The 23,744-nt window shown below is 45.8% G+C and carries 17 protein-coding genes; 6 read left to right on the forward strand and 11 right to left on the reverse strand.

Translation table 11 applies throughout. The features are described from left to right. Nucleotides 1–25 precede the first annotated feature (25 nt). Nucleotides 26–1,246, reverse strand: coding sequence for a threonine/serine exporter ThrE family protein (locus AB4135_RS12610; protein WP_371993506.1), 1,221 nt, complete (start codon nucleotides 1,244–1,246; stop codon nucleotides 26–28). Between the two features lie 214 nt (nucleotides 1,247–1,460). Here AB4135_RS12610 and AB4135_RS12615 point away from each other — a divergent pair, with 214 nt between their 5' ends. From AB4135_RS12615 to AB4135_RS12625, 3 genes are all read left to right on the forward strand, one after another. Further along, on the forward strand, nucleotides 1,461–1,859 hold the full coding sequence (locus AB4135_RS12615) for an MAPEG family protein (RefSeq protein ID WP_371993326.1): 399 nt from the start codon (nucleotides 1,461–1,463) through the stop codon (nucleotides 1,857–1,859). Between the two features lie 241 nt (nucleotides 1,860–2,100). Further along, nucleotides 2,101–4,401, forward strand: coding sequence for a YgiQ family radical SAM protein (locus AB4135_RS12620; RefSeq protein ID WP_371993328.1), 2,301 nt, complete (start codon nucleotides 2,101–2,103; stop codon nucleotides 4,399–4,401). An 85-nt stretch (nucleotides 4,402–4,486) separates the two neighbouring features. Further along, complete coding sequence (locus tag AB4135_RS12625; RefSeq protein ID WP_371993330.1) at nucleotides 4,487–4,834, forward strand: YkvA family protein; 348 nt, start codon at nucleotides 4,487–4,489, stop codon at nucleotides 4,832–4,834. 59 nt (nucleotides 4,835–4,893) lie between these two features. On the opposite strand, the gene AB4135_RS12630 is transcribed toward AB4135_RS12625, so the two are convergent. From AB4135_RS12630 to AB4135_RS12640, 3 genes are all read right to left on the reverse strand, one after another. Continuing rightward, nucleotides 4,894–8,448: a hypothetical protein gene (locus AB4135_RS12630; protein WP_371993332.1), complete on the reverse strand. Its 3,555-nt coding sequence runs from the start codon at nucleotides 8,446–8,448 to the stop codon at nucleotides 4,894–4,896. Between the two features lie 237 nt (nucleotides 8,449–8,685). Continuing rightward, on the reverse strand, nucleotides 8,686–9,000 hold the full coding sequence (locus AB4135_RS12635; RefSeq protein ID WP_371993334.1) for a putative quinol monooxygenase: 315 nt from the start codon (nucleotides 8,998–9,000) through the stop codon (nucleotides 8,686–8,688). A gap of 241 nt (nucleotides 9,001–9,241) precedes the next feature. Beyond that, entirely contained in the window at nucleotides 9,242–9,565 is a 324-nt protein-coding gene (locus AB4135_RS12640; protein WP_371993336.1) for a hypothetical protein, read from the reverse strand. Nucleotides 9,566–9,848: 283 nt separating this feature from the next. Between AB4135_RS12640 and AB4135_RS12645 the strand changes: the two genes are divergently transcribed. Further along, nucleotides 9,849–9,971 (forward strand): hypothetical protein, encoded by a 123-nt coding sequence (locus AB4135_RS12645; protein ID WP_371993338.1) that lies wholly within the window; start codon nucleotides 9,849–9,851, stop codon nucleotides 9,969–9,971. Between the two features lie 463 nt (nucleotides 9,972–10,434). On the opposite strand, the gene AB4135_RS12650 is transcribed toward AB4135_RS12645, so the two are convergent. The 7 genes from AB4135_RS12650 to AB4135_RS12680 all read right to left on the reverse strand — a co-directional run bounded on the left by AB4135_RS12650 (nucleotide 10,435) and on the right by AB4135_RS12680 (nucleotide 19,262). Continuing rightward, complete coding sequence (locus AB4135_RS12650; protein WP_371993508.1) at nucleotides 10,435–12,303, reverse strand: methyl-accepting chemotaxis protein; 1,869 nt, start codon at nucleotides 12,301–12,303, stop codon at nucleotides 10,435–10,437. Between the two features lie 128 nt (nucleotides 12,304–12,431). Then, nucleotides 12,432–13,490, reverse strand: coding sequence for a porin (locus tag AB4135_RS12655; protein ID WP_371993340.1), 1,059 nt, complete (start codon nucleotides 13,488–13,490; stop codon nucleotides 12,432–12,434). Between the two features lie 138 nt (nucleotides 13,491–13,628). Next, nucleotides 13,629–14,594 (reverse strand): formate dehydrogenase subunit gamma, encoded by a 966-nt coding sequence (locus AB4135_RS12660; protein ID WP_371993342.1) that lies wholly within the window; start codon nucleotides 14,592–14,594, stop codon nucleotides 13,629–13,631. Between the two features lie 142 nt (nucleotides 14,595–14,736). Then, entirely contained in the window at nucleotides 14,737–15,324 is a 588-nt protein-coding gene (locus tag AB4135_RS12665; protein WP_371993344.1) for a molecular chaperone, read from the reverse strand. Then, nucleotides 15,324–15,869, reverse strand: a complete 546-nt coding sequence (locus tag AB4135_RS12670) for a 4Fe-4S dicluster domain-containing protein (RefSeq protein WP_076412353.1) — start codon at nucleotides 15,867–15,869, stop codon at nucleotides 15,324–15,326. Before AB4135_RS12670 ends, AB4135_RS12665 begins: the two co-directional genes overlap by 1 nt. A 10-nt stretch (nucleotides 15,870–15,879) precedes the next feature. Further along, nucleotides 15,880–18,093: a molybdopterin-dependent oxidoreductase gene (locus AB4135_RS12675; protein ID WP_371993346.1), complete on the reverse strand. Its 2,214-nt coding sequence runs from the start codon at nucleotides 18,091–18,093 to the stop codon at nucleotides 15,880–15,882. 203 nt (nucleotides 18,094–18,296) lie between these two features. After that, nucleotides 18,297–19,262, reverse strand: coding sequence for a LysR family transcriptional regulator (locus AB4135_RS12680; RefSeq protein WP_371993348.1), 966 nt, complete (start codon nucleotides 19,260–19,262; stop codon nucleotides 18,297–18,299). Nucleotides 19,263–19,848: 586 nt separating this feature from the next. Between AB4135_RS12680 and AB4135_RS12685 the strand changes: the two genes are divergently transcribed. Continuing rightward, nucleotides 19,849–20,544, forward strand: a complete 696-nt coding sequence (locus AB4135_RS12685; RefSeq protein ID WP_371993350.1) for a 4Fe-4S dicluster domain-containing protein — start codon at nucleotides 19,849–19,851, stop codon at nucleotides 20,542–20,544. Between the two features lie 9 nt (nucleotides 20,545–20,553). After that, nucleotides 20,554–23,589, forward strand: coding sequence for a molybdopterin-dependent oxidoreductase (locus AB4135_RS12690; RefSeq protein WP_371993351.1), 3,036 nt, complete (start codon nucleotides 20,554–20,556; stop codon nucleotides 23,587–23,589). Nucleotides 23,590–23,744: the final 155 nt, after the last annotated feature.

The raw sequence follows: 23,744 nt of genomic DNA on the forward strand, positions 1-23,744 counted from the left end.
ATTGCGGAGTTTTTTTCAGACAAAGTTACAAGGTTCTACGTGGTGGAACCGCCACATTGGCGAAGATAAGCCCTGCTACAATGGACATAAAGATAAGGAACACTTGGGTGCCTAGGTGCGACTGATTAAAAATAGTTTCACCTAGAATTAAGGTGTTGAGGCCAATATAGGTCTTACTACCGGGTACTAAGATCACTATGCCCTGCAGCAGCGCAATTGTGGCCGGTGCTTTCATCCAGCGGGCAAACAGGTTTGAGTAGATCCCAACGGCTAACGCGCCGAAAAAAATACCAATCGAGTCACCAAAGTAGATCCCGCCAAGCATGGCTGAAAAGAATGCCACAATCCCCGCTAGAACGCCCCAAGGAGAGTCTTTCATACGGGCTTTAAAGATAATGACTAGCGCCATCGACAGAATAGGTACTGCAGACCAGATAGCCCATTCAGGTAATGAATCAGGTGGAACATAAGTCGTTTCACCAAACAAAGCCTTACCAATGGTTAAGCCGAGAATAACGCCAAAATACAGCTTAAACAGCAACATGAAGGCATCCATAACCCTCGCAGTACCTGATATTAAATCTCTGGCGGCGAGTTCTGCCAAGCCGAGCGTTAACGCGAGCCCTGGAATGAAGATGATGATGCCTGAGAGGATCACCACCGGAATATTCATACTGGGGTCAAACTGTGCAATGCCACTTGCGGCAATGGCACACAAGATAGCGGCAAGAGGCTCAAGCATCTCCGCCATACGCTTTGAGCGCTCTGCGCGGTAAACTAAGCCATAAACCATCAAGCCCAAAATAGCTGACCAAAATACGTCATTCCAGCTGGTGCCCATTAACATGGCAAAGGCGCCTGCGGAGCTGCCAAATGCCAATAGAGTCAGCCCTGTACCATAGGGGTTTGGCTTATTGGAGATCTCTTCTAATCTCTCAAGTGCTTCAGCAAGGGTTCGCTTACCAGACATAAGCTCTTCAACGAGTTCATCGGTACGGGCGAGTGAGCCTAAATCCAGTTCGCCAGGCTTAACCCTTGCCACATGGTTATGTTCTTGATCTTCGTCGTGTTGTAGCACAAAGGTCAGCGCGGTTGGCGAGATCAAAAAATAACCCTCAATGCCCAGCAGATTTGAGACTGCTTGCAAGTGGGCTTCAAGGCGGTAGGCGGGCGTACCAAACTTATGTAGAGCTTTACCGAGTCTAATTATAAAACGGCGTTTCTCTAGGAACTCTTGATTATCCAACATCTTATTCACTAAAGGTAATATTAGGGTTATTTACTTATATTAAACAGTAGTTTAGTTGATGGTTGTGTTTTCAGCTAATATGACTGTTTAAGCGTCATTATTTTACGAGCGCATCTTAACCTATTTGAGTTAAAAAGGTTGCCATTTATTTACATAATGATCCTAAATTGTAATGCTGTAGCATTGAGAACAATTTCTATAAGGACATACAATGCCGCTAGCCATTTCTGGGCTCTATATTAGCCTGACTGCAATACTCGCTGTAGCACTTACCTACAGAGTGATAAAACTAAGACGTACCCATAAGATTGGTATTGGCAGCGCTGGTAATGAAGCGTTGGCATTAGCGCAACGCGTACATGGTAATTTACTCGAAAATGCGCCGATAGTGTTGCTGTTGCTTATCGTTGCTGAGATGAATGGCACCAGTGCAGCATTGTTGCATATATTTGGTACCGCATGGATAGTCGCACGCTTGATGCATGCCATTGGCTTAACGCAAGGGCAAGGTGGTTATCATTTTGGTCGTTTTTGGGGAGTGTTAACCACTTGGGCGGTAACTTTGGGGTTAGTTGTAACCAATCTAATCGCATATGTGACTAACCTATAGCGGTGTTTGCTCGGTAACATCTGAGAGTGAAAATCTGGATAAGATAATCACAATCCCAAGCGTAGCAATACCCACAGCCAGTTTATGGTCTTATAGGCTATACTAAAAAAAGCATCAATTTGATGCTTTTTTAGTCACACCTATGGTGCGGAGCCTGTTATACTCCGCGTCCCCGTTGTGAGCATCAGTAGGGACGCGTGAACCGCGTATTTTTTGTTATCTCAGTTAGGCTATCTAATCCATGCAAGTAGAATCCACACTTTTCACTCATCCCAAGTTTCGCTCTGAGCTTACTCGCCCAGCGCCATTTTTGCCTATGTCTCGTAAAGAGATGGACAAACTAGGCTGGGACAGCTGCGACATTATTATTGTTACTGGCGATGCATATGTGGATCATCCAAGCTTTGGTATGGCGGTGATTGGTCGAATGCTGGAAGCGCAAGGCTTTAGAGTCGGCATTATCTCGCAACCTGATTGGTCTAACAAAAATGACTTTATGAAGTTAGGTAAGCCTAACCTCTATTTCGGTGTAACCGCCGGTAACATGGACTCGATGATTAACCGTTACACTGCTGAACGCCGTATGCGACATGATGATGCATACACCGCAGGTAACATTGGTGGCAAGCGACCAGATCGTGCTGTTACCGTTTACACTCAGCGCTGTAAAGAAGCATTCAAACAGGTACCAGTGGTGATTGGTGGTATTGAAGCCAGTCTGCGCCGTATTGCTCACTACGATTATTGGTCAGATAAAGTCCGCCGTAGCGTGATTTTAGACGCAAAAGCCGACATTCTGGTTTACGGAAACGCTGAGCGCCCATTAGTGGAGATTTCTCATCGCTTAGCCAATGGCGAGCCGATGAGTCAGCTGCATAATATTCGTGGCACCACAGTGATCCGCAAAGAGCCTTTACCTGAGTGGAAGGGCATGGACTCGCGCAAGCTAGATCAGCTACATAAAATCGATCCGATCCCAAATCCTTATGGTGCCGATGATGTTGGTTGTAAAAATTTATCTGGCCCAACGGATGAGAAGATTTTTGACAATGATGCGCCAAAGGCGATCAGTGTTCAGCCAGCAAGACCTAAGCCGTGGGAGAAAACCTATGTGCTACTGCCAAGCTTTGAGAAGGTCTCTGAAGACAAATTCTTATATGCCCACGCATCACGGATTTTACATCAAGAGCAAAATCCAGGTTGTGCACGAGCGCTGTTTCAAAAACATGCCGAGCGCGCGATTTGGGTTAACCCACCAGCATGGCCGCTAAATACCGATGAGATGGATGGCGTTTTCGACTTAGCCTATAAGCGTGTGCCTCATCCTTCATACGGCAAAGAAAAAATTCCTGCCTACGACATGATTAAGACTTCGATCAATATTATGCGAGGCTGCTTTGGCGGTTGCTCATTCTGTTCGATTACCGAGCATGAAGGGCGCATTATTCAAAGTCGTTCACAAGACTCGATTGTGAAAGAGATTAAAGATATCCAAGATAAAGTGCCGGGCTTTACTGGTGTGATCTCGGACCTTGGTGGCCCAACAGCCAACATGTACCGTCTTGGCTGCTCTAGTGTAAAAGCTGAAAGCACCTGTCGCCGTCTATCTTGCGTTTTTCCCTCAATTTGTGGCCATTTAGATACCGATCATCAAGCGACTATCGATCTGTACCGCGCAGCCCGTGATGTACCTGGCATTAAGAAGGTGCTTATCGCCTCTGGGGTACGTTATGACTTGGCCACCGAAGATCCGCGTTACGTTAAAGAGCTGGCAACCCACCATGTGGGCGGTTACCTGAAGATTGCCCCAGAGCATACTGAAGAGGGCCCGCTGAACAAGATGATGAAGCCGGGCATGGGCAGTTACGACAAGTTTAAAGAGCTGTTCGATAAGTACTCCAAAGAGGCGGGTAAGAAACAATACCTGATCCCTTACTTTATCTCGGCGCACCCGGGTACCACTAATGAAGACATGGTGAATCTGGCATTATGGCTTAAAGGTGAGAAGTTTAAGCTCGATCAAGTGCAAAACTTCTATCCATCGCCAATGGCAAATGCGACCACCATTTACCACACTGAGTTAAATTCACTAAAGAACGTCAAGCACAGTAGTGAAGAGGTGTCGGTACCGAAAAAAGGCCGTCAGCGTAAATTGCATAAAGCGCTACTGCGTTACCACGACCCAGCAGGTTGGCCACTTATCCGTGAAGCTCTTATTGCTATGGGTAAAGACAAGCTGATTGGTAATAGCCCAAGCTGTTTAGTCCCTGCGGAATCGCGTCAAGAGCGTGAAGCGCTGCGCAATAAGAAGAAACTGAATACCAAGGACGATGGCAAAGGCAAAAAAGCCTTCACCCGTTTCTCGGCTGATCAATTTGCTGACCGCAAGTCGGAGCAAGGCAAAACTGGACAGAAAAAGTCGGGCGAAGCTAAAGCCAACGGCAATAAACAGGGCCAAGGCGTAAAATCTGGCGCTAAGCCTGGCGGCAAACGCCCGGCTAAAAAGAATGCTTGGGGCACTACACCAAAGCATCAAAGGTAGTGATTATTCTTGATTACAAGCGCTAGCCAAATCAGTAGAAATAAGGGAATATCATTGGGTATTCCCTTTTTTATTGGAGTGGGTAATGGCAGATAATTCAGATATCCCAAATAACTCAGATTACAGCGACGATAACTTTTGGCTGAAGGTAAAGCAGTTTGCCAAAAAAGCCGGCCGTGAAGTGATCGATAATGCGCTGTGTTTGTATTACGCGGCGCAGCGGCCAGATACGCCTAAGTGGGCTAAAACGGTCATCTTTGGTGCGCTGGCCTATTTCATCGCACCTATTGATGCCATTCCCGACTTAACCCCAGTAGTGGGCTTTTCTGATGACTTAGGTGCGTTGGCTGCAGCATTGGCGATGGTGTCTATGTATGTCGACGACAAAGTAAAAAATCAAGCCGCTGAAAAGTCAGCAGCTTGGTTTGATTGAAGCCTAAAGCGACATCGACAGATGACCTTTAGGCGCAGCCTTGGCTATTAGCAATGGTTTTAGGTTTGCACCATAGGGGTGGCAGCAGCAATGCGATCGCGCACTTGGCGGGATTTCTCACCTTTAAATATCGTTAGCAGTTCGGTGGCGTCGGCTTGTTCAGCTAAAATGTCCACTAATGATGCGCGATTGCTTACGTGCAGGTAAGCCAGCATTGGCTTAAGTTCACCACTGCGAGCAAGCTGCGCCAGATAATCTCCCATGCAATTGTGGTAGTTTTTTATGGCAAACAGTACGATGAGTTCACGCTTTACATCATGGCTAAATAACCAATCCATCAGCTGCTTGTAAGCGTTCTGCTCATAATCATCGCTATCTAAGTCAAAACGAGTCGCTAGATCGATTTTCCCTTGGCTGACTTGTTGATCCATTTGTGCCGTTACCATCTGCTCGATAATCACCTTGTAGGCTCTGTAACTATGGTTGGCAAGCAACAGCATGAGTCGCTCGCGGCGTGGCTCATCGATACGCCATAAGAACTGGCCTACGCTATAACAACGATATTGATCGATACCGACAACTGTTTCAGTGGTTAAATAGGTATTAAATACCGGCGCAAAGTCCTCATAACAGGTTTCTCCCTGTAAGTAAGCCCATAGGCTAGCTGCAAGAGTTTGTTTGCGTTCAGCCTGCTCTGGTAGTTGTTGCACAGCGTCAATAACGGTAGCTGCATCGATATCGCTGTCTAAAATAAGTAGCTGGCCACCGATATAGAGGTGGTCGTAGTTGGCTGCGTCTTTATCGAGTACCAAGATCAACAATTCATCGCCAACTCGCTGGGCAATGGTGGCATTGATCCAACTCATATTATTGCAATGACGCGGCTGACTGATGTCGGCATCTGGGTGCAAACGAAATGGCAAACGCAACTTTTTCGGTAGGTCACTGATGTCGGTTGCGTGATCGAAATACAGTGCCGATGCGTTAAATTGATGCGCAATAACACTTTCCCATGAGCGGCTATTAAGAGCGATAAAGTCAGCTAAACATTGGCGTAAGTCAGCGTCTAACTGAAAAGGAAGTTCTGGGAAGCGTAGTGCCACATCTTGATGGAAATCGAGCTTATGGCTCTGATAGGTATAATCTAAGCCTCGCAGTAAAGCGTGTGCTTGCGCTCTATTGCTAGCCGCTATCATGCCTGCTTGGGCTGCATTAGCGGGAATGGTCTCTTCCATCAAATCAATTAGCGCAAGGTATTCACTCTGGCGACTGCTGCTGCCAATAGATTGTTCGACTTGATAAGCTAAGGTGTAATCTTCGGCGATACCTTGGCGATTAAGCAGCTGGTAAAAGTTAATTTCATCGAGCTGATTGTCGAACTTTAAACGATAATCATGGCAGCTATAAAGACGGCCCATATGGTGGATCATCTTCGTTGGCGCCATGGTGATCAACAGCTGCCATAATCGCTCAGCAATTTGACCTGCAGCAGTGGGTACCTGTTTTAGCCAAAAGCACATAATGGCAACGCGCTGGTAGTCATCATCGTAATCTTTGAAAAAGTGGTAGCTAATCTGCTTGTCACTGATTTTAGGAAAATACAGATCAGATTGACGACATACGTCATCTCGGTGCAGATGCTGATCAAACAGTGCGATTATCTCAGTTTGGCTAAGTTCTGCTTTATCCTTAGTGAAATAGTTTCTGACTTGCTCAAGCTCAACCGGGTTAAAGCCCTTGTCTTCAAAGTGGCCTTCGCCTTGAATTTCGGCACGTTCCAGCAACAAAGCTACAGCCCGCTCAAATGCTTTACCTAACCCTGTTTTTAGCCCCGCAGTATAGGTATCATCGATGTGGTTACTGGTATCTTGTAGCAGTAGGTAGGCTTTGAGCGCATCAGTGCCAAGATTATCTTCAGACCAGTAGTTAATATCATAGCAAGTACGTTGCTTGAATAGATTGTCGGCTTGCTGCAGCATGGCCAATGTGACGGGTTCGTCCATATCACTAAAGCCGTCGATAATCTGCTCTAGTTTACGTTTATCATGTTTGCTGAGTTCGCCTTCCGCCGCCGCGGGGGCTGGGTCAAAGCGCGCATAGTAAGCCTCAGTGGTCATTATCGGCTGATAGTCACCTTCACCGGTGAGCATTTCACATAGCTCTGCCGATAAGGTTTTCTGACCTAAAACACGATAGAAAATATCGACAAACCGCAGCATTATGTGCGCAGATTTTACATGGCTAATACTGTTTTCACCTGGGCTTAGGTAAGCTTTACAAATAACCCCTTGCTCAAACTCAACATCAAAATAGCACTCTTCATCTTCGAGTAGATCGTTGGCTGGATAGCTAAGTACTTCGTGTATATTCTCACGCAGATTGTCTAAATTGCCTCTATCCCAGCAAGCCTCATCCATTGCATCATAAAGCGAAGGAGCATGAATTTTACAATGTGCCCAAATATCAAAGGGCTCAATAGTCTCGAGAATCGCAGGATTTTCATTGAGTACCACATATTTCAACAGTGCATCGCTATTGTCTAAAGTGGCGATGAAATCCGTTAGCATATGGGTGCCACCCATTTCGGCTTGTCGCTCCTCCTTGAGTTGGTCATATCGGCGATCTTCCTCTTGCCGCTGGAAGACACTTTGAGCATAGGCCGATAGTGGGCTATCGAGTTCATTTTCTAGCTGTTGCTGTAAATCCATTGCCTCATTTTCAAGCGTGTAATTAATAAAATGACGCCCGAGTTGACGGCTTACCTCTTCATCCTCCCAGCTGCAAAACTCGGGAAATAAACTTTGATAAATTGCCAGTATTGGCTTTTGGCTATCTAAATCTTCGCTTTCGTTCTCAACCAGCATCGGCTGCGCAGCAAAACGCTGTTTGAGTAGTTCAATAAAACGCGGATATTGCAGCGGGTTTTGCTGCAAAAACTCCCCCAGCGGCTGATATTCTGCGGTGGTGCTTTCCCAGTGGCTGCCATAAAAGGCGAAGCGAAAGGCGCTATTATCACACCAGACAAATGCTCTCATCATGGCGTCACACCAACCGTGATGGCGCAGCAGAGTGAGCAGCATATGCTCATAGCCAGTGGCATGCTCATCATCCCAGTAGGGGATAAAAAACTGCGCCAGATAAATCGCATCTTCAGCATCTTGCATCGCCATCATAAACAGGGCTTCGGCGCCGAAAACCCGCATATCATCGACCCACATCTCGCTGGTGTCATTTTCATAGCGAGCATAATTAACCATAGCTTGCGCGGTGTGACGAAGCTGTGGTTTTAGGGCGTCATGTTCAAGGGTAATAGCGAATAGCAGGGCTTCTGAAATATACAGGCTGCTCTTTTCCGTCACTATATCTTGTAGGTTGTAGCCGCCATCAGGGGTGAGGTTCAATGCTTGCAGTGCGAGCTCTGCTTGTGCGGTATCTGCAAACTGAAGGTGCTGACGTTGGCCGCTGCTATTGTCCATGAATGCAATATCAAACTGACTATTTTTGAAGGCTTGATGCGCTGCGAGCTTTGTTTGGTATGTGATTAAGGCTTGCTCGATACTGGCGATATCTTTGCGGTTGAATTCGATAATCTGAGATTTTGGAAATGAGTCCATTCTAACGTCCTGTTAAATGAAAAATCTGACTTATGTAAGAGAGGAAAGCGAATATCTATGGCGGGGATGCTACTAGATTAATCTATAAATAACAAACAGTTAGTTGTTAATGAGTTGTTGCGTTTTATCAGTGGTAAACGCTTGCTAAAAGGCTATATAGTTTGGTGGTTTTGCAACGGACTTGTGGCCGAATGAGTTTGCAGTGAAGTTTAGCTAGTAGCTAAAAAGATCACATCTTTACGACGTGTAATTTACTCGCTGCACCCGATATTGCAGATTTAATGGCTGGTATTTCTCTTGAAACGCTAACACATGCGGGCTGTTCATATGTGCTTTGTGGGCGGCGGTATTTTTAAAAAGTATCATTTCCATGACGCTGTCATCATCAATGTTGCAATAGCAGTTGTATTCGAGGCAGCCAGACTCTTCGCGGGTGTTATCGACTAAACTGAGGGTGATAGTGTACAGCTCTGCTTGTGAAGTATGCTCTGACTGGATGTTAACCACGACCATTATCGGATTGTTATCTGCTGCATTTTGTAGCGTGTCCATGACATTTTATCCTAAATTTATGAGCGTTAGCGTAGGGGGGAGAAAATGACCACCAGTCATTCGTCATTACGCAGAAGTACTGCAATGATCTGCATGTAAATCAAATCTAGCATAGTAGGCAGTCAAGATTTGCGCCATTAACCTTAGTAGTCAATGTTATTTATGGGGCATAACAGTCAATATTACTTTGCCCCAATTATTCGGCCTAAACGACGAGATGAGCTGCCAAGGAGATGGCGAACTAGTCACACCAGCCACATTTATATTGGCCGGCAACGATGTGATTGGTTAACTTTTTACACTTTGCGCAAGGAGCTTCTGGAACTTGTTGCTCGATCTCTTGTTGTTCTAGCTCTTCTTGACCGAGTGAATAGCCGTTCCACTGGTGATTTGGGTCAGGCAGAAATGTGGCTCCACTGCCAACGCCGTCACCATGAGGCTCACGGGTTGCGACTAACCAACCTCCAGGCACCTTGGTTCTAAATGTATATGCAGGTCCGCCATTATTATCGAGTCGTTCCCAAGCCAGTGTTGGCCTTTTTTCTTTTTTTCTTTTAAAAAACATCGCTGAATTCCAAGTGTGTTTATTCGAACTTACTGGGGTGGGTAAATTTGTATCGCAGCAGTTCAAATAAAACGCTTATACCAACTACTACAGGGGCTATTCTAAAGCAGGGACTTGGTTTATTACAAATAGAAATACCAATATAATCTATATTAATTATTTACTTACGGAAATGAAGTGCTATAAGTATGGAAATAAATTCTAGATTGGTTGGTCAGATATCGTGCTGTTAAAACTAGAAGTTTTCCGTTCGAAAGAAAAAACAACAACCAAGCATATTCCCATGTCTAGTTATGATGCTGTCAAAGTAGAGCTTGCAATGGATTCGCTGAGAGAAGCTTTAGACAGTGAAAGTACCTATGCTGCACTAATGCTTGCATTTAATCCGTTTAAGTCAAAAGTATAAATAGATAGGGATATTTTTATTATCGGTAAGCCAATATTTGTAGCGTCGCGTATTTGTGGTTCCAATGACCTGCGGTCGGCGTATGTACAGATACTGCAGAGGCTCGCCGTTAACACATCCCTGTGGACTCTACGAAAACGCCCTAGTTTTCGAAGGCCTCAGCCGCATCTGCACTGGGTTATAAAAGCGTAAAATCATCAACGCTTGAGTAACCGGTTAGCGCTTTAAAATTGATAAACCTGTATCTCAGTGAGCACCTATATTCATATTTCATTAGCTAATCTTGCAGACACCTATCTCCCCCGTTGGAAATTTTGATTTTTAAATTTCGCCGGGGCGCTGAGGGATATCCAAAAGGGGGGCAAGCGCTTTCCCCTTTTTGGTCTGGTGTGGGCGAAGCACCACGACCTTTATCAAACGAAGTTTGATTGCTTAAAGCAAGGCCGTGTGCCACAGCGACTGATTACTTAAGCTTAAACTGACTCACTATCAGCTCTAGTTGATGGTTAGCTGTCGCCAGATTGACGGTTTCATTACTGCTGGTCTCACCATTGATGGCCAGTTCGCTAGCCATTTCGCTAATGGCTGACATGTTGCGAGTAATCTCACTGGATACCGAACTTTGCTCCTCCGCTGCGGTGGCAATTTGAGTATTCAGATCGTTAATTTGATTGACCGAATCGCCAATCGCATCCAGATCTGCGGCGACTACTTCAGTGGTTTCAGCGGTTTTGATGCAAGTATTCTTAGTCGCATCCATCGAGGCCATAGCGGCATTCGAAGCTTCTCGGAGTTGATTGAGCGTCAGCTCTATTTCGGCGGTACTGGCTTGGGTTCGGGCTGCTAAGGCTCTGACTTCATCAGCAACCACGGCAAAGCCTCGGCCTTGCTCGCCAGCGCGCGCCGCTTCAATGGCGGCATTCAGTGCTAAAAGGTTGGTCTGATCGGCGATTTCGCCGATCACTTTAAGCACTAGAGTAATGTTGATGGTGTCTTTGTCTATTTGCTCAATATTGCTTGAGGTGTTTTCCACTTCTTGCACCAGTTGTGCAACGGTACTGGTTGCCTTGGCGACGACAGCTTTCGAATCCATGGTTTGGTTTTTAGTGACTTGAGTGAAAGAGGCGGTTTCAGCGCCGTTTCTGGCGACATCATTGGCAGTGGCGCTCATCTCCTCTACCGCGGTAACTATCTGCTCTGTCTCAGTGGTATGGGCGACTAAAATGGCACTATTAGATTCTGTTTCTAACTTTAATCGTTCAACACTGCTGGCGATATGAGTTGATGACTGTAAGACCTCAAGCATCATAGATTGCAGGTTTTCGATAAAGCGGTTAATGCCTGCTGAAATCTGCCCTAAGTCGTCATCATTGTTAACGGTTAGGCGGCGAGTGAGATCGCCATTACCTGTAGACAGCGCTGTTACCATCTCTTTGAGCGATAAAATTGGTCGATAAAGTAGATATAAAACGCCAAGTAGTAGGCTGATCGCTATGGCTAACATGACGCTGGAGGAGATTACCGCACTATAAAGCGCATGATTGACGTTGGCATAAGCCACTGACTTATCGAGCGCAATAAATAGATACCACTTCTTACCATTCACTAATGAAATCGCTTTGGAGACGGCGAGTTTGTCGACGCCATTTAAGGTGTATTCTTGCATCGCTTCGTCGTTAGCGAGCAATGTTTGCTGCACTTGGGCTAAGCCAAAATCTGAGAAGCGGGTTCCAGTGACAAGTGTTGGCGATTCAGAGGCCAATACTTTACCGGTTTGATCGGTAATTAGTGTTACCGCACCTGGGTAGTTAACGGCTTTGACGGTATCGCCTAAGTAGGTGAGTTCTATATCACCGAGCACCACACCATCGCCGAGGTTTTTAAGGATTGAAATTACATCATGGCCGGTGCCGTCATCAACATAAATGTCGGTAACATCAAGGTTGTGAGATGACTTCCCTTGCTGATACCAAGGCCGAGTTCGCGGATCGTATTGTTCGGGTATGGCTTTGCCGTTTAGCCACTTGCTGTTGGTCTCTGTGGAGTAAGCTGTGCCATCGTCAAAACCAAAGTAGATCCGTGCCACGCCGCCCACATCGGTAGAAAGCCGTGCAGCATTGGCATAGTTGTCTTGATAGCTACCTGATTGATAGTGCTGAGCTAGGGCATCAATAGCATCGGCTTTCTCTTTAAACCAGCTTTCAATGTTATTGGATTCGTATTTGACGACATTAGTGAGTGTTTCATTGGTGTTGGCAATGGTCGTTTGTTTGATCTCGATGTAAGACAGCCAGTTTGAGATCACCAGACATAGGGCAACAATCGTCACCATTGACGCGATAAGCGATTTTCTAAATCCTAACAATGTTCTTCTCCCGAAGTGACAGGAATAAAAAGAGGCCTTGATGGCCTCTTTAGGTTGGAGCTTGCTAATACCGTTCGGTATAACGAGCGGTTAAACTAGCCTTGCCACGTGAGGTTGAAGTCGTATCTAAAGCCGATAGTAATCGCGTGATCATTGTCTTGATGATCGTAGCTCTTATCTAGGTACTCTAGGTGGACGCGAACATTGTCGATTGGGTTCCACTCAAGAGTGGTGTTGAAGCCATCGTAATCTGCAGATGTTGCACCATCGATACCATCTTTAAATTGGAAGTAACCGAGTTTAATTTTGTAGTCATCAAAAATAGGGTAGGCCAATGCGGTATCTAAGGTGCTGCCGTTGCGATCTTTATTGATGCTGCCAGCACCATAGTTGTACTGCTTGTCTTGATAGCTTACGGCAAGGTACAAATCATTACTGAAGGTGTAAGCCACGACGCCACCAACAGTGCTGTCGTCGCCTTCGATGCTATTACTGTCAACCGTGTTTTGCGTGACATAGCCTAAACCGATGTGCAGCTGGTCAATGTCATAGCCAACACCAAGGTTGACCATATCGGTTGCATCATCGCCATTGTCGCCATCAAACTGAGCGCCCGCCATCCAGGTGAAGTCACCAGTGACTAGCTGGTAGGTGACAAAGTTATCGACGAAAAATGGGCTTTCATGGTCGTAAGCGTACGGGCTATTGCCGTGGTTAAAGATATCGACATATTCAGCCACTAAGGTGTACTGCGCAGGACGTTGCTTACCAATGCCGACTTGGCCATAAGGTGACGCTATGGCAGCGTAGGCTTGGCGTGCTTTACCGAAGTTACCTGAGTTAGCAATATCAACACTCCACTCGCCTTGAGCGATAGCGGTCCAGCCGTCGGCAAATTCAGTGCTGGCTTTAATACCGATACGGGATAGTGCATCGCGTACATCCCAAGTTTCATCTTGGCTATCATCTAAGTAACTGAGTGTTGGTCGAATAGAGCCGTATAGGCTTACTTGGCTATTTTTGAACTGTGATGGCGCGGCATTGTTTTCAAGTTTGGCAATACGCGCTTCAAGTTCCGCATTGTTATCAGCAGCATAAGCATTTACGCAGCATAGGCTAACGGCGATAGCCACCAGTGATTTAAGTGTGTTCATTAATCTATTTCCCTATATTTCGGCTGCAGCAAGTCGCCCGCTCTAATGGCAAGAGCTGGTGCAGATCGAATAAATGTATTTGGTTTAATTGCCCACCAGTTTTAACGCTGGTGGGCGAGTGGTATCAGTGGTGCTGAGTTACTTCAGCTCTTTGAACCATAAGTTGTGGTGTTGTTTAGCCCAGTTTTCGTCACAGTAACCTGAGGTCATGTTGGACATGCCGCCTTCAGACATCACGGTTGCCATGAAGATGTGTACGACTGAGAATGCGCTGATAATGATGGTAGAGACAATATGTAATACCAGCATAAAGTTAGCGGTATTCTTAGTCACTACAAAGGTTTCTGGGAACATCATTGTTAGCCCTGAAACCACCATCACACCGCCAAAGAGGGCAAACACCCAAAACCACAGCTTTTCACCCGCATTGGCAAAGCCTGCATCTGGGTGGTGTTGCTTACCGGTATTGAGGTAACCACCTAAAACAGCAAACCATTTCAAGTCATAACTTGCCGGGATCTGCTTTGGTGCCCACATCAAAATCATTAACAGGTAACCCAAGATGAATGGGAACGCCATCAACTCATGTAGGCCACTTGAAAGCCCTACCAGTGATGCCCAGCTTGGCGCATTCATGCTTGGCTCAAAGTAGTGTCGACCGCCAGCCAAAACTAAGCCAGTTAGCATGAGTAGTATGCAAGCGATAGCACCTAGCCAATGCACACTGATACTTAGGCCTGACCAACGTTTGATCATCTTGCCTGAGAAGCCTTTATCTAGACGCGAGATACCATTTACCATGATAAAAATGATAAATAGCGCAATGACGCCAAATAGGCTGGCAAACACTAAAAATGCGATGCTATCGGTGGCACCTAAGTAACCAAGTACAGCTTCATTGGCATCTTCTGGTACTGATGCCGGCATTAATAGTTCAACTTGTGTTGGCATACCGCGGATCTCAGGGATGTCACCTGGAATAGCGTGTTCCTGAATTGTTTGCCATTGTTGAGGTTGCAGTGTTGCAACGTCAGCAGCCATAGCTGCCGTTGAGACAAACAGGCTAATGACAATAAAACTAAACAATCTTATTGCTCTGTTCATTCATAACTCCTTTAGCGACTTTAGGTCGCCTATTTGGTTCTACCCGCCAAATAGCTGATGGGGTATAAGTTCAGCTACCGACGGCTATTACCTTTTTGCTTAGTACATAGTGGCTTAACTTTGGTTCTATAACGTTAAGCCATCACTGCATTTGCTTAGTGACAAAAAGGTGCAGTTCAGTAGCAAATTCGCGCCAAAATGCATGTTGAGCATGGTTTTTTATTCCTTCACAGAAGGGAGTGACCCACGTACCCAGATGCTTAGTAAGAAACTCATCGGCAATGGCCGTTAGTTCCTCAAAGGCTTCGATATCGTTTGCTGCTTTCTGCTCACTGGCTAACGCGTGAACACAGTAGAGAAACTCCAATTCGTTACCGATAAAGTCGGCTGGTTCATTGAATTTTTCGTCAATGACTAAGCCAATATGTTGGTAAAACTCAGCAACTCTGACGGTCTCGTCTGTATTCATGACATGATTACCGCTGCGGTAGACTCCCTCGTAGGGAGCAACCAACAACTTATATGGCCCAATACACATGCGATTGAAGTCAAACTCCAGTTCAGATGCATCGTCGATAAAGCGCTTTGCTTCGTTTAACAAAGGGCTTTGTGGATTACTCGCTTCGAGATACGCGATTAATCCGTTTAACGCCTCTGCCTTAGATGGAAAGAAAATCATCGACTTAAAGGCAAAGTAAGCCGTTGCCGTTGGACCATATTGGCTAGTCATTATGCGCGTTCCTTAATAATCACCATGTTAGGTTTCGTGATGCAATCGCCGTAGCCGATACCTTCTTTACTTGCTGAAGGTCGCTTTAACACCTCATCGATATTGCCTGTTTCAATACACTGAACCGGGCAACCGGTGACGCAAGCTGGCTTCATGCCACGGTCAAGAAGTTCAACACACATGTTGCACTTGTCGGCCTTGCCATCATCTTCGCGAATACTGACTGCTGAATAAGGACAGGCGCTGGCACATAAGCCACAACCCGTACATTTCTCGCGGTCTAGTACTACAATACCGTCGTCTCTAACGTGGTAAGCTTTTGCTGGACAAACCATCAAACAAGCTGGGTTTTCACAGTGCATGCAAGAGTGGGATAGCCACACATCAACTGCGCCATCTTCGCGCTGCACTTCATAGCGATCGACCTTACGGAAGCGATGGTTTTCAGGAAGCTCATTGTGAATTTGACAGGCCACTGTACAAGCACCACAACCGACACAATTTTCTTGTCTGAAGACAAAGCCCACTTTTTGATTAATAGACATCTTTTACTCCTTAGGCTTTTTCTATCGCGACATTAGTCGAGTGGTAGGCTGAACAGCCGCCCATATCGGTTAACTTGTCGGTGGTGAGGTTGTTGGTGCAACTGGCTTTACCTTGCGGATCCATACGACGCCAGTTGTTCTTTGGTGCCATTACGGTGCCGCGACCCACTTGACTGGAAACCTGGGCGACAAAGTATGCTTCGCCTCGGTGGTTGCTGAGTCTGACTCTGTCGTTATTGCTAATGCCAAGCGCTTTAGCATCTTCGGTGTTAATTTTGGCGAAGTACGCAGGGAAGTTACGAATGTACTTCACGTTGTAGAACGAACTGTTAGCACGCTGAGGGATCGCTGGAGATAGCATGCGGAATGGCAAGCTCTTCTCTTCTGGGGTCATCTCATCTTCTGGCAAACCAAAGTCGATGACTGGGTGGTAGCCCGCCTCTTTCATCATCTCTGAGTAGAACTCAATTTTGCCACTTGGCGTCTTGTACTTGCCGTCGCCAAAGTAAGGGCGTTGATCATAGACGGTGACAAACTTCTCTTTAATGATCTGCTCATAAGTGATGTTGTTGTGTCTAAATGCTGGCTCTTCGGTATCTAAGAAGTCACGTAGGATCTGTTCATAATCAACACGCATCTCTGGGTGATGATCCAGTCCCATGTGAGCGGCAAGTTCCTTAAAGAAGATCCAGTTGTCTTTAGACTCACCTAAAGGCTCAATCACTTTTTCAGAAGTTTGCATGTGGTAGCAGTTGTAGTCGGTGCCCATATCTGGGAACTCAAACTGGGTAGTCGATGGCACAATAATGTCAGCCAGTTCTGCGGTATCTGTCATTAAGAAGTCATGCACGACTAAGAACAGATCATCACGCATGGCGCCTAAACGACAGGCATTAGAGTCTGGTGCGACTGATACAAAGTTACCGTTGTAGTTGATGACAGCCTTAATTGGCTTGATAGGTTTACCGTAAGCGGTTGGGTTTGTTGGATGAATCGCTTTAGCAATCTCCGTCATGTTCACATGACCCACGGTGTCGCCATTTGGATGGATATGATCCGCACGGCCTTTAGAGTAGTTTAAGCTGTCATCGGCTTGGGTATTATCGTAAACGAAACCATTACCAATTTTACCGTATTGACCCGCAACGGCATGCATCATCGCAATCGCGCGCGACATACGTGCACCGTTGTAGTTACGCTGCATACCATAACCAAGGCGAATCACAGAGAGCTCAGATTCACCGTAAACTTTGGCAAACTTAAACATCTTCTCTCTTGGTACACCGGTAACCTTCTCTATTTCGTCATAGCTCATTTCGTCTACGCGTTTAAGCAGGTCTTGGTAACCAATAGTGTTAGCTTCAATAAACTGAGTATCGGCTAAGTTATTTTCAATCAGGTACTTCATGATCCCCGTCGCAAGATGGGTATCGGTACTTGGTTTTGGTTGTAGCCAGATATCAGCTTGTGATGCGATAGGTGTTCGCACTGGGTTGACAACTAATAGCTTAGCGCCTTTGTCGCGTGCTTGGTTAATGAACTTAATGCCATGCACGTTAGTGGCAGTTTCGTTCTGCCCCCAAGAGATATAACAGTTGGTGTAAATGTTGTCGTAGGGATCTGGGCCTTGGTAAGTACCCGTAACAGACTTCAATCCTTCATAAGCGGCGAAAACACACACTTTACGATCTAGCTTGCGAGAACCAACTGCATTAAAGAAACGGCTTGGTCCGCCGTATTTACCGATAACGCCTTCATGGCCTGAATAGCTGTATGGCAAAATGGAGTCAGCGCCATGCTCTTTGATGATTTGTTGTAAGCGGCTAGAGATTTTTTGGTAAGCTTCATCCCAGCTGATGCGGCGCCATTTACCTTCACCTTTTGCTCCCGCTCGTTCCATAGGGTGCAAAATGCGGTCGGCAGCATAAGTATACTGGACGTAGGCGTGGCCTTTAACGCACGGAGATGTTCCCATTTTTTTCATCTCTGATGCGCCTTCGACATAGGTCATTCGGCCATTTTGAACGGTAAACTTCAGCAGACAACGGTCAGCACAGTTACGCTGACAAGTGTGATAAACGATTTTACCCTCACGTTTAAGCATCTTGTCTGGTGCGCCTCCGCGTTCTGTTGCAGTAGCTATACCTGGCACTAAGCCAGACAAAGAACCGACAACAGAACTGGCTCCAACTCCCTGCAGGAAGGTGCGTCTGTTAATTTTCATATGTTTTCCCCATCTTGATAGTGTTAATTCACTACTTATTCTTTTCGCATTGACGACATTGATATTGCTTTGTCAGTGACTTGGCTTCAGGCGTAGCAAATCACTCACTCGGTCACACGCTGTTTTGGTTCTGGTTTAGCTCCTTTAAATGCAAAATTAGGTCTCTCATCGACCCGCCTTTGACTTCCCCTGTGGATATAACGCTAGGCTTCACTGGCTATGCGCCATTCTCTTTCTAGCCCGCAAATTAATTTGGATTTGACCCAGTTGAATGCAGCCGAATGATTGGTATCTCCGAACAAGACATAGTTACCAATCTCACGGTTTTCACGCCGACGAACTCGGCATTTTTGTGCCAAGTCATCTGGTAATTTTATGTAATTGATATCTGGCAACATGTTGACGAATTGGCGTGTAAATTGGTTGCAGCTCAAAGTGATAGCGTCGGTTTCGCTGAGTAAGCGCATTGCTGATGCTAGGCTGTCGGTATAACCTTCTACTTCCATGCATAGATCTTGTTCACGACATAAATTGACCAATAGTGGGCAGGCGAGATCGTCGTAGTTATCAATCTCTAAGCAGGCGTAGCGAGAGAGGTTTTCAAGCGTAATCGTTTGATGGAAAATAGGGTGGTCACGCTGGGCCAAGATGTAGAGGCTGTCAGTTTCAGAGAACATTTCATAATTAAGGTTTTTAGCATTAAAGCCTTCATAAACGACCACAAAGTCCATATCGCCATTGGCAAGTTCAGTGGAGCAATCATGAGTCAGTACCCGAACATCAAACCTTAAGTTGGGTGCTTCTTTTAGAATGTCATTGCGAACCACTTTCTGTACCGCATAAACAAATTCATCATAGGCGTGGATAACAAACTGGCCTCCTGATTCCGCAGGGGTAAATACAGAATGTTGCATCTCAATTTTTTGATACTGTTCGACTAGACTTTTTGCCATAGGAATAAGTTGGTGGGTTTTCTCGGTAGCGACAAAACCAGAGCAGCGTCTGATAAAAAGAGAGTCTTTAAATATGTCTCTTAATATTTTTAAGGTTCTACTGACGCCCGAGGCTGTCATACCTAACTCATTTGCAGCTTGGTGACTTTGACCATGTTCATATATTGCAATAAATACTTTTAATTGATTGTAATTTAATTGGTCTATTTTATTCATGGGTTAATCACCTGCGTTTTGTGTGGTTTATATAATCTATTTAAGAGTTGCGATATTCAGTGTTATAAGTCACACTTTTTAAAAGCTTGTTTTTATATTTTTGATTTAGCTCTCGAGTTTTACATATTAATATTCGCAAATATCACATAGTGATATTTACTCTGGATAATTAATTTATCTGTGAGCCGTTATTAACTTGCACGTTAGTACCATGTGGTGGCTTAAGTGCTGACTGCTTGTAATTCGTTGCCAATCAATGCTTTACTTTTGTTTGTTGAGCGGGGGTGATAAAAGCGTGATACAAGTCTAGCTAGCTATTTTTGTTATGTGAGTCTTGTCTTAAACCTATCTATATATTTAATTTCATCAAATATATAAATATTTTTACAATGTGAACTTTGTCCTAAATCTATCTCTTGATTTAATTTCATTAAATATTAAATTATTTTTCTATTGTGACCATTACTTGATATTTACAGGTTTAATTGTTCCTTTGTTTATATATTTATATTTTTAAGTGTATTTTAAAAATAGATTTTATAAGTGCGATGAGTATTAATTACTGCATTCACAATAAGGAAAGAATATGTTGGATAGACGATCCATATTAAAAATGGCCGCTGGTGGAGCAATGTTGACTCTTATCCCTAGCGCGCAACTTCAAGCTAAAACCGCTGGAAAAAGATTGGCTATGGTGTTTGATGTTCGCCGTTGCACAGGCTGTCTATCTTGTACTGTGTCCTGTGCAATGGAAAACCAAACTGAGGCTGGCCGTTGTCGAACTCGTGTCAACCAAGCGGCACTCGAAACCAGCACCGGTTTAGCGACGCTTGCGGTACCTAATCAATGTAATCAATGTGATAACCCTCCTTGTGTTGATGTTTGCCCTGCTGAGGCAACTTACAAACGCGAAGAAGATGGCATTGTGGTGATCGATCATGACGAGTGTATTCACTGCCAGTTATGTGTCGATGCTTGTCCATATGGGGCAAGACGTAAAGATGAAAGCTTAGAGACTCCTCCAGAAAAATGTAACTTCTGTATTCATCGTGTATCAGCGGGACTGCTGCCTGCCTGTGTAGAAACCTGCATTGGCGAGGCACGCAGCTTTGGTGATTTGAATGACCCAAATAGCACAGTCTCAAAACTGGTTGCTGATAATAAGGTGTATGCCATGTTGGCAGGAGAGGGGACTAAACCAAATATCTTTTATATCGGTTTGCCTGAACAGCCACAGGATAAACAGATTTTGTCACTTAATTTCCTCGAATGGCAACGCTAGGAGCTGGTAATGGATAGACGTAAATTTTTAACGCAGGCAGGCGTTGTTTCTGTCGCTGCGGCAACTGTTGGTTGCAGTGATAACTCCAACTCGATACATCCTGCTCGTAGTCAAGATGTGAGCCGATTCGGCCATCCGATCCCGCCTGAGTGTCAGCAAGATGCTAATGGTGAATGGCAGCAAACTGCAGGTGTGCGTACCGCATACTCACGCTGTTTTAGCTGCTATAACATTTGTGGCCTGCGAGTCCGTGTCGATGCTAAAAATGACAAGATCTTAAAAGTCGGCGGTAACCCATATTGTGAAAACAACTCCGGTTCACCGCTACCAATTGAAACCAGTGTTAAGCAAAGCTATATCGCCTTAGCGGGAGAGAAGGGGCTAGAAAACCGTGCTACAACCTGTGCGAAAGGGGCAAGTTGTGCCGACTCTGTCGATGATGAACGCCGTGTCACCCAAGTGCTCAAGCGCGACGGTAAGCGTGGTGAAGGTAGATGGGTCACTATTAGTTACGAGCAAGCACTACAAGAGATTTTAGCTGGTGGCGATCTATTTGGTGAAGGCCACGTTGAAGGCTTACGTAGCCTGCGTCAACTCGATAAACCCGTAAAGCCGGGCTACCCAGAGTTTGGCTCGGCGGCTAACCACCTTTTTGCCACTTACTGTGCAGAAGACACGTTGCGTGGCAGCTTTTACGCTCGCTTTATGCAGCAATCATGGGGTACAAGTAATCTAGGCACTAAGCATGCTTATTGTGGTGCCGCTCAAGCAACGGGTTACAGTTTGGGGATGGCGGCAGGCTTTGAAGAGTGGCTCAATGATGTTGATTGGGAAAATGTTGAGTACGGTCTGTTTATGGGCACTAGCCCTGGGTCTTCGGGCGCGAGCTTAAACCGTGTTGGACGCGGCCTCGCCGATAGCCGAGTCGATAGAAAGTTCAAGTATGTTTGTGTTGATCCTCTGCTGCGCACCACCGTGGCGGCAGACACCAATGCGACTTGGTTGGCTGTCAAACCCGGACAAGATGCAGCATTCTCTTTTGGTGTTATCCGCACTATGCTGGAAGAGGGTTGGTTTAATAAAACTCATCTTGAAGGTGCTAGTGAGCAGGCTGCTAAGGCCGCTGGTGAGCTCAACTATACTAATGCTGGTCATTTAGTGATTGTTGATCCAAAGCACCCGCAATATCGCCGCTTTGCCAAAGCAAAAGACTTTGGCTTAGAAGGTGACGAAGCGATCATTATTAAAGCGGGTAGCCAAGAGTTTGTCTCTGCAGAAAGTGGTGATAAAGCGGAGTTGTTTGTTAGGAAAACCCTTAAAGACAATGCTGGACGTAAAGTTACTCTTGCTTCTTCACTGCATCTACTCAGAGAGGAATCACAACGCACCAGCATGCAAGAGTATGCCGCTAAGTCTGGTATTGCAGTTGCAGATATGCGCCAAGTGGCAAATGACCTAGGCCGTTATGGGCGTAAAGCTTGTGTGGCTGGTAACGGCGGTACTAACTCATCCGATGGTTATGTGATGGGATGGATCTGGGCGACCTTAAATACCTTAGTCGGCAGTCATGATGCGAAAGGCGGCGCTATTTACGGTAATGGTCCGATTGGCGGTATGGAAGGGCGTTACGACTTAGCTAGTATCGACAATGGTGTCAGCCTCGATGGTGTGGTTAATGCTTGTCGAGATGGCGCTTATGAATCATCGACAGAATATAAACAAAAGGTCGCCAAAGGCCAGAACCCTTACCCTGCAAGTACGCCTTGGCATGAAGTCTTGCCGGCAATGAATGCGGCAGAGCAGTGGACTAGCCATGCCAATAGTGATCCTTATCAAGCTAAGGTGCTATTCAACTGGCGTAACAACTTCCTTTATAGCGCAGCTTCAATAAGCCAAGAAGTGGTCGCAAGTATTGCTGATCCTAAACGTTTGCCGCTGGTTATTGGTATTGATTGCCATATGAATGAAACCAACCGCTACGCTGATTACTTTATTCCTGATCGTTCAATGCTGGAAGAGTATGCCGCTGACCGTATGTGGGGTTCACACATGTTAGGTGTGGTTGCTGCCGCGCCTTTGGTGACACCTAGAACGGTTAAAACCGCTGCTGGTCAGTATGTGTGTATGGAACAGTTACTGGTTGATATCGCACTGGATATGCAGCTCCCTGGTTTTGGTAAAGGCGCGATTGCTCGCGAAGATGGCACTAAAGCAGATCTACTTTGTTTCGAAGATTGGCATGCTAAATACCTCGCCAATGTGGCAGCGCAGTGTGAAAGTTTGCCAACGGTAACAGCTGAAGATAGGCAGTGGGCTGGGCTAGATTATGCAATGAAACCGTTAACGCCAAGACTAACAGCTACGGAGGCAACAGAGGTTGAGGCGCTGTTATCTCGTGGGGGCTACTATGTGGCTGATGAGCGCTACGACGGCGACTTTATTAAAGGTGCTGGGGCTAAATGTTTGCAGCTTTATCACGAAGCGGTAGCGCAGGTACGCCATGCTTATTCTGGTGAATACTACCCCGGCACAGTCACTTACCATGAACATCGTTTTTGGAATGGTGATAGTTGGGACAGTCATTGGCCAAGTTCAGAATATCCACTGCTATTTTCAAGTTATAAGGCGACAGTGCGATCTAACTATGCGGTCGCTTACAAACGCATAGCAGAGATAAGTCCAACCAACTTTGTTTATATGCATACAGAGACTGCTCAGCTGCAAAACCTTAAAGACGGTGACAGCGTCAGGTTGGTTACTGCCAATGGCAAACCTGCTGAGGGCACGCTGCAAACTGACCTTGGTGTGGCCAAAGGTGCGGTATGTGTGTCACATGGATTCGGTCATTCAAAAGGGTTTGGTGGTGATGACCGAGTGATTAATGGCAAAAAACTAGCAGGCTTAAAAGAGCGGGCTGGTGGTGTTGCTATTAATCAGATGATCCCGTCAGATCCAACCCGTAATCAAGCCGCTAGCATGCTCAATGATTATTGGACTGGTGCCAACTGCCGCCACGGTATTCCAATCCGAGTTGAGAAGGTTTAGTTAAAACGGTTCCCCTCTTTGCATGGCGTTTTGAGGGGCCACCTTAACCATTTTAATCAAATGGATTCCAATGCAGATCCGACCCGTAATCAAGCCGCTAGCATGCTCAATGATTATTGGACTGGCGCCAACTGCCGCCACGGTATTCCAATCCG

This window comes from Shewanella sp. 10N.286.54.B9 (assembly GCF_041468565.1).
Classification (GTDB): domain Bacteria; phylum Pseudomonadota; class Gammaproteobacteria; order Enterobacterales; family Shewanellaceae; genus Shewanella.

Excerpts from the sequence above, each read along its gene's own strand:
- AB4135_RS12615 (WP_371993326.1), top strand. The coding sequence starts at position 1,461 with ATGCCGCTAGCCATTTCTGGGCTCTATATTAGCCTGACTGCAATACTC.
- AB4135_RS12620 (WP_371993328.1), top strand. The coding sequence starts at position 2,101 with ATGCAAGTAGAATCCACACTTTTCACTCATCCCAAGTTTCGCTCTGAG.
- AB4135_RS12625 (WP_371993330.1), top strand. The coding sequence starts at position 4,487 with ATGGCAGATAATTCAGATATCCCAAATAACTCAGATTACAGCGACGAT.
- AB4135_RS12630 (WP_371993332.1), bottom strand. The coding sequence starts at position 8,448 with ATGGACTCATTTCCAAAATCTCAGATTATCGAATTCAACCGCAAAGAT.
- AB4135_RS12635 (WP_371993334.1), bottom strand. The coding sequence starts at position 9,000 with ATGGACACGCTACAAAATGCAGCAGATAACAATCCGATAATGGTCGTG.
- AB4135_RS12640 (WP_371993336.1), bottom strand. The coding sequence starts at position 9,565 with ATGTTTTTTAAAAGAAAAAAAGAAAAAAGGCCAACACTGGCTTGGGAA.
- AB4135_RS12645 (WP_371993338.1), top strand. The coding sequence starts at position 9,849 with ATGTCTAGTTATGATGCTGTCAAAGTAGAGCTTGCAATGGATTCGCTG.
- AB4135_RS12650 (WP_371993508.1), bottom strand. The coding sequence starts at position 12,303 with ATGGTGACGATTGTTGCCCTATGTCTGGTGATCTCAAACTGGCTGTCT.
- AB4135_RS12655 (WP_371993340.1), bottom strand. The coding sequence starts at position 13,490 with ATGAACACACTTAAATCACTGGTGGCTATCGCCGTTAGCCTATGCTGC.
- AB4135_RS12660 (WP_371993342.1), bottom strand. The coding sequence starts at position 14,594 with ATGAACAGAGCAATAAGATTGTTTAGTTTTATTGTCATTAGCCTGTTT.
- AB4135_RS12665 (WP_371993344.1), bottom strand. The coding sequence starts at position 15,324 with ATGACTAGCCAATATGGTCCAACGGCAACGGCTTACTTTGCCTTTAAG.
- AB4135_RS12670 (WP_076412353.1), bottom strand. The coding sequence starts at position 15,869 with ATGTCTATTAATCAAAAAGTGGGCTTTGTCTTCAGACAAGAAAATTGT.
- AB4135_RS12675 (WP_371993346.1), bottom strand. The coding sequence starts at position 18,093 with ATGAAAATTAACAGACGCACCTTCCTGCAGGGAGTTGGAGCCAGTTCT.
- AB4135_RS12680 (WP_371993348.1), bottom strand. The coding sequence starts at position 19,262 with ATGAATAAAATAGACCAATTAAATTACAATCAATTAAAAGTATTTATT.
- AB4135_RS12685 (WP_371993350.1), top strand. The coding sequence starts at position 19,849 with ATGTTGGATAGACGATCCATATTAAAAATGGCCGCTGGTGGAGCAATG.
- AB4135_RS12690 (WP_371993351.1), top strand. The coding sequence starts at position 20,554 with ATGGATAGACGTAAATTTTTAACGCAGGCAGGCGTTGTTTCTGTCGCT.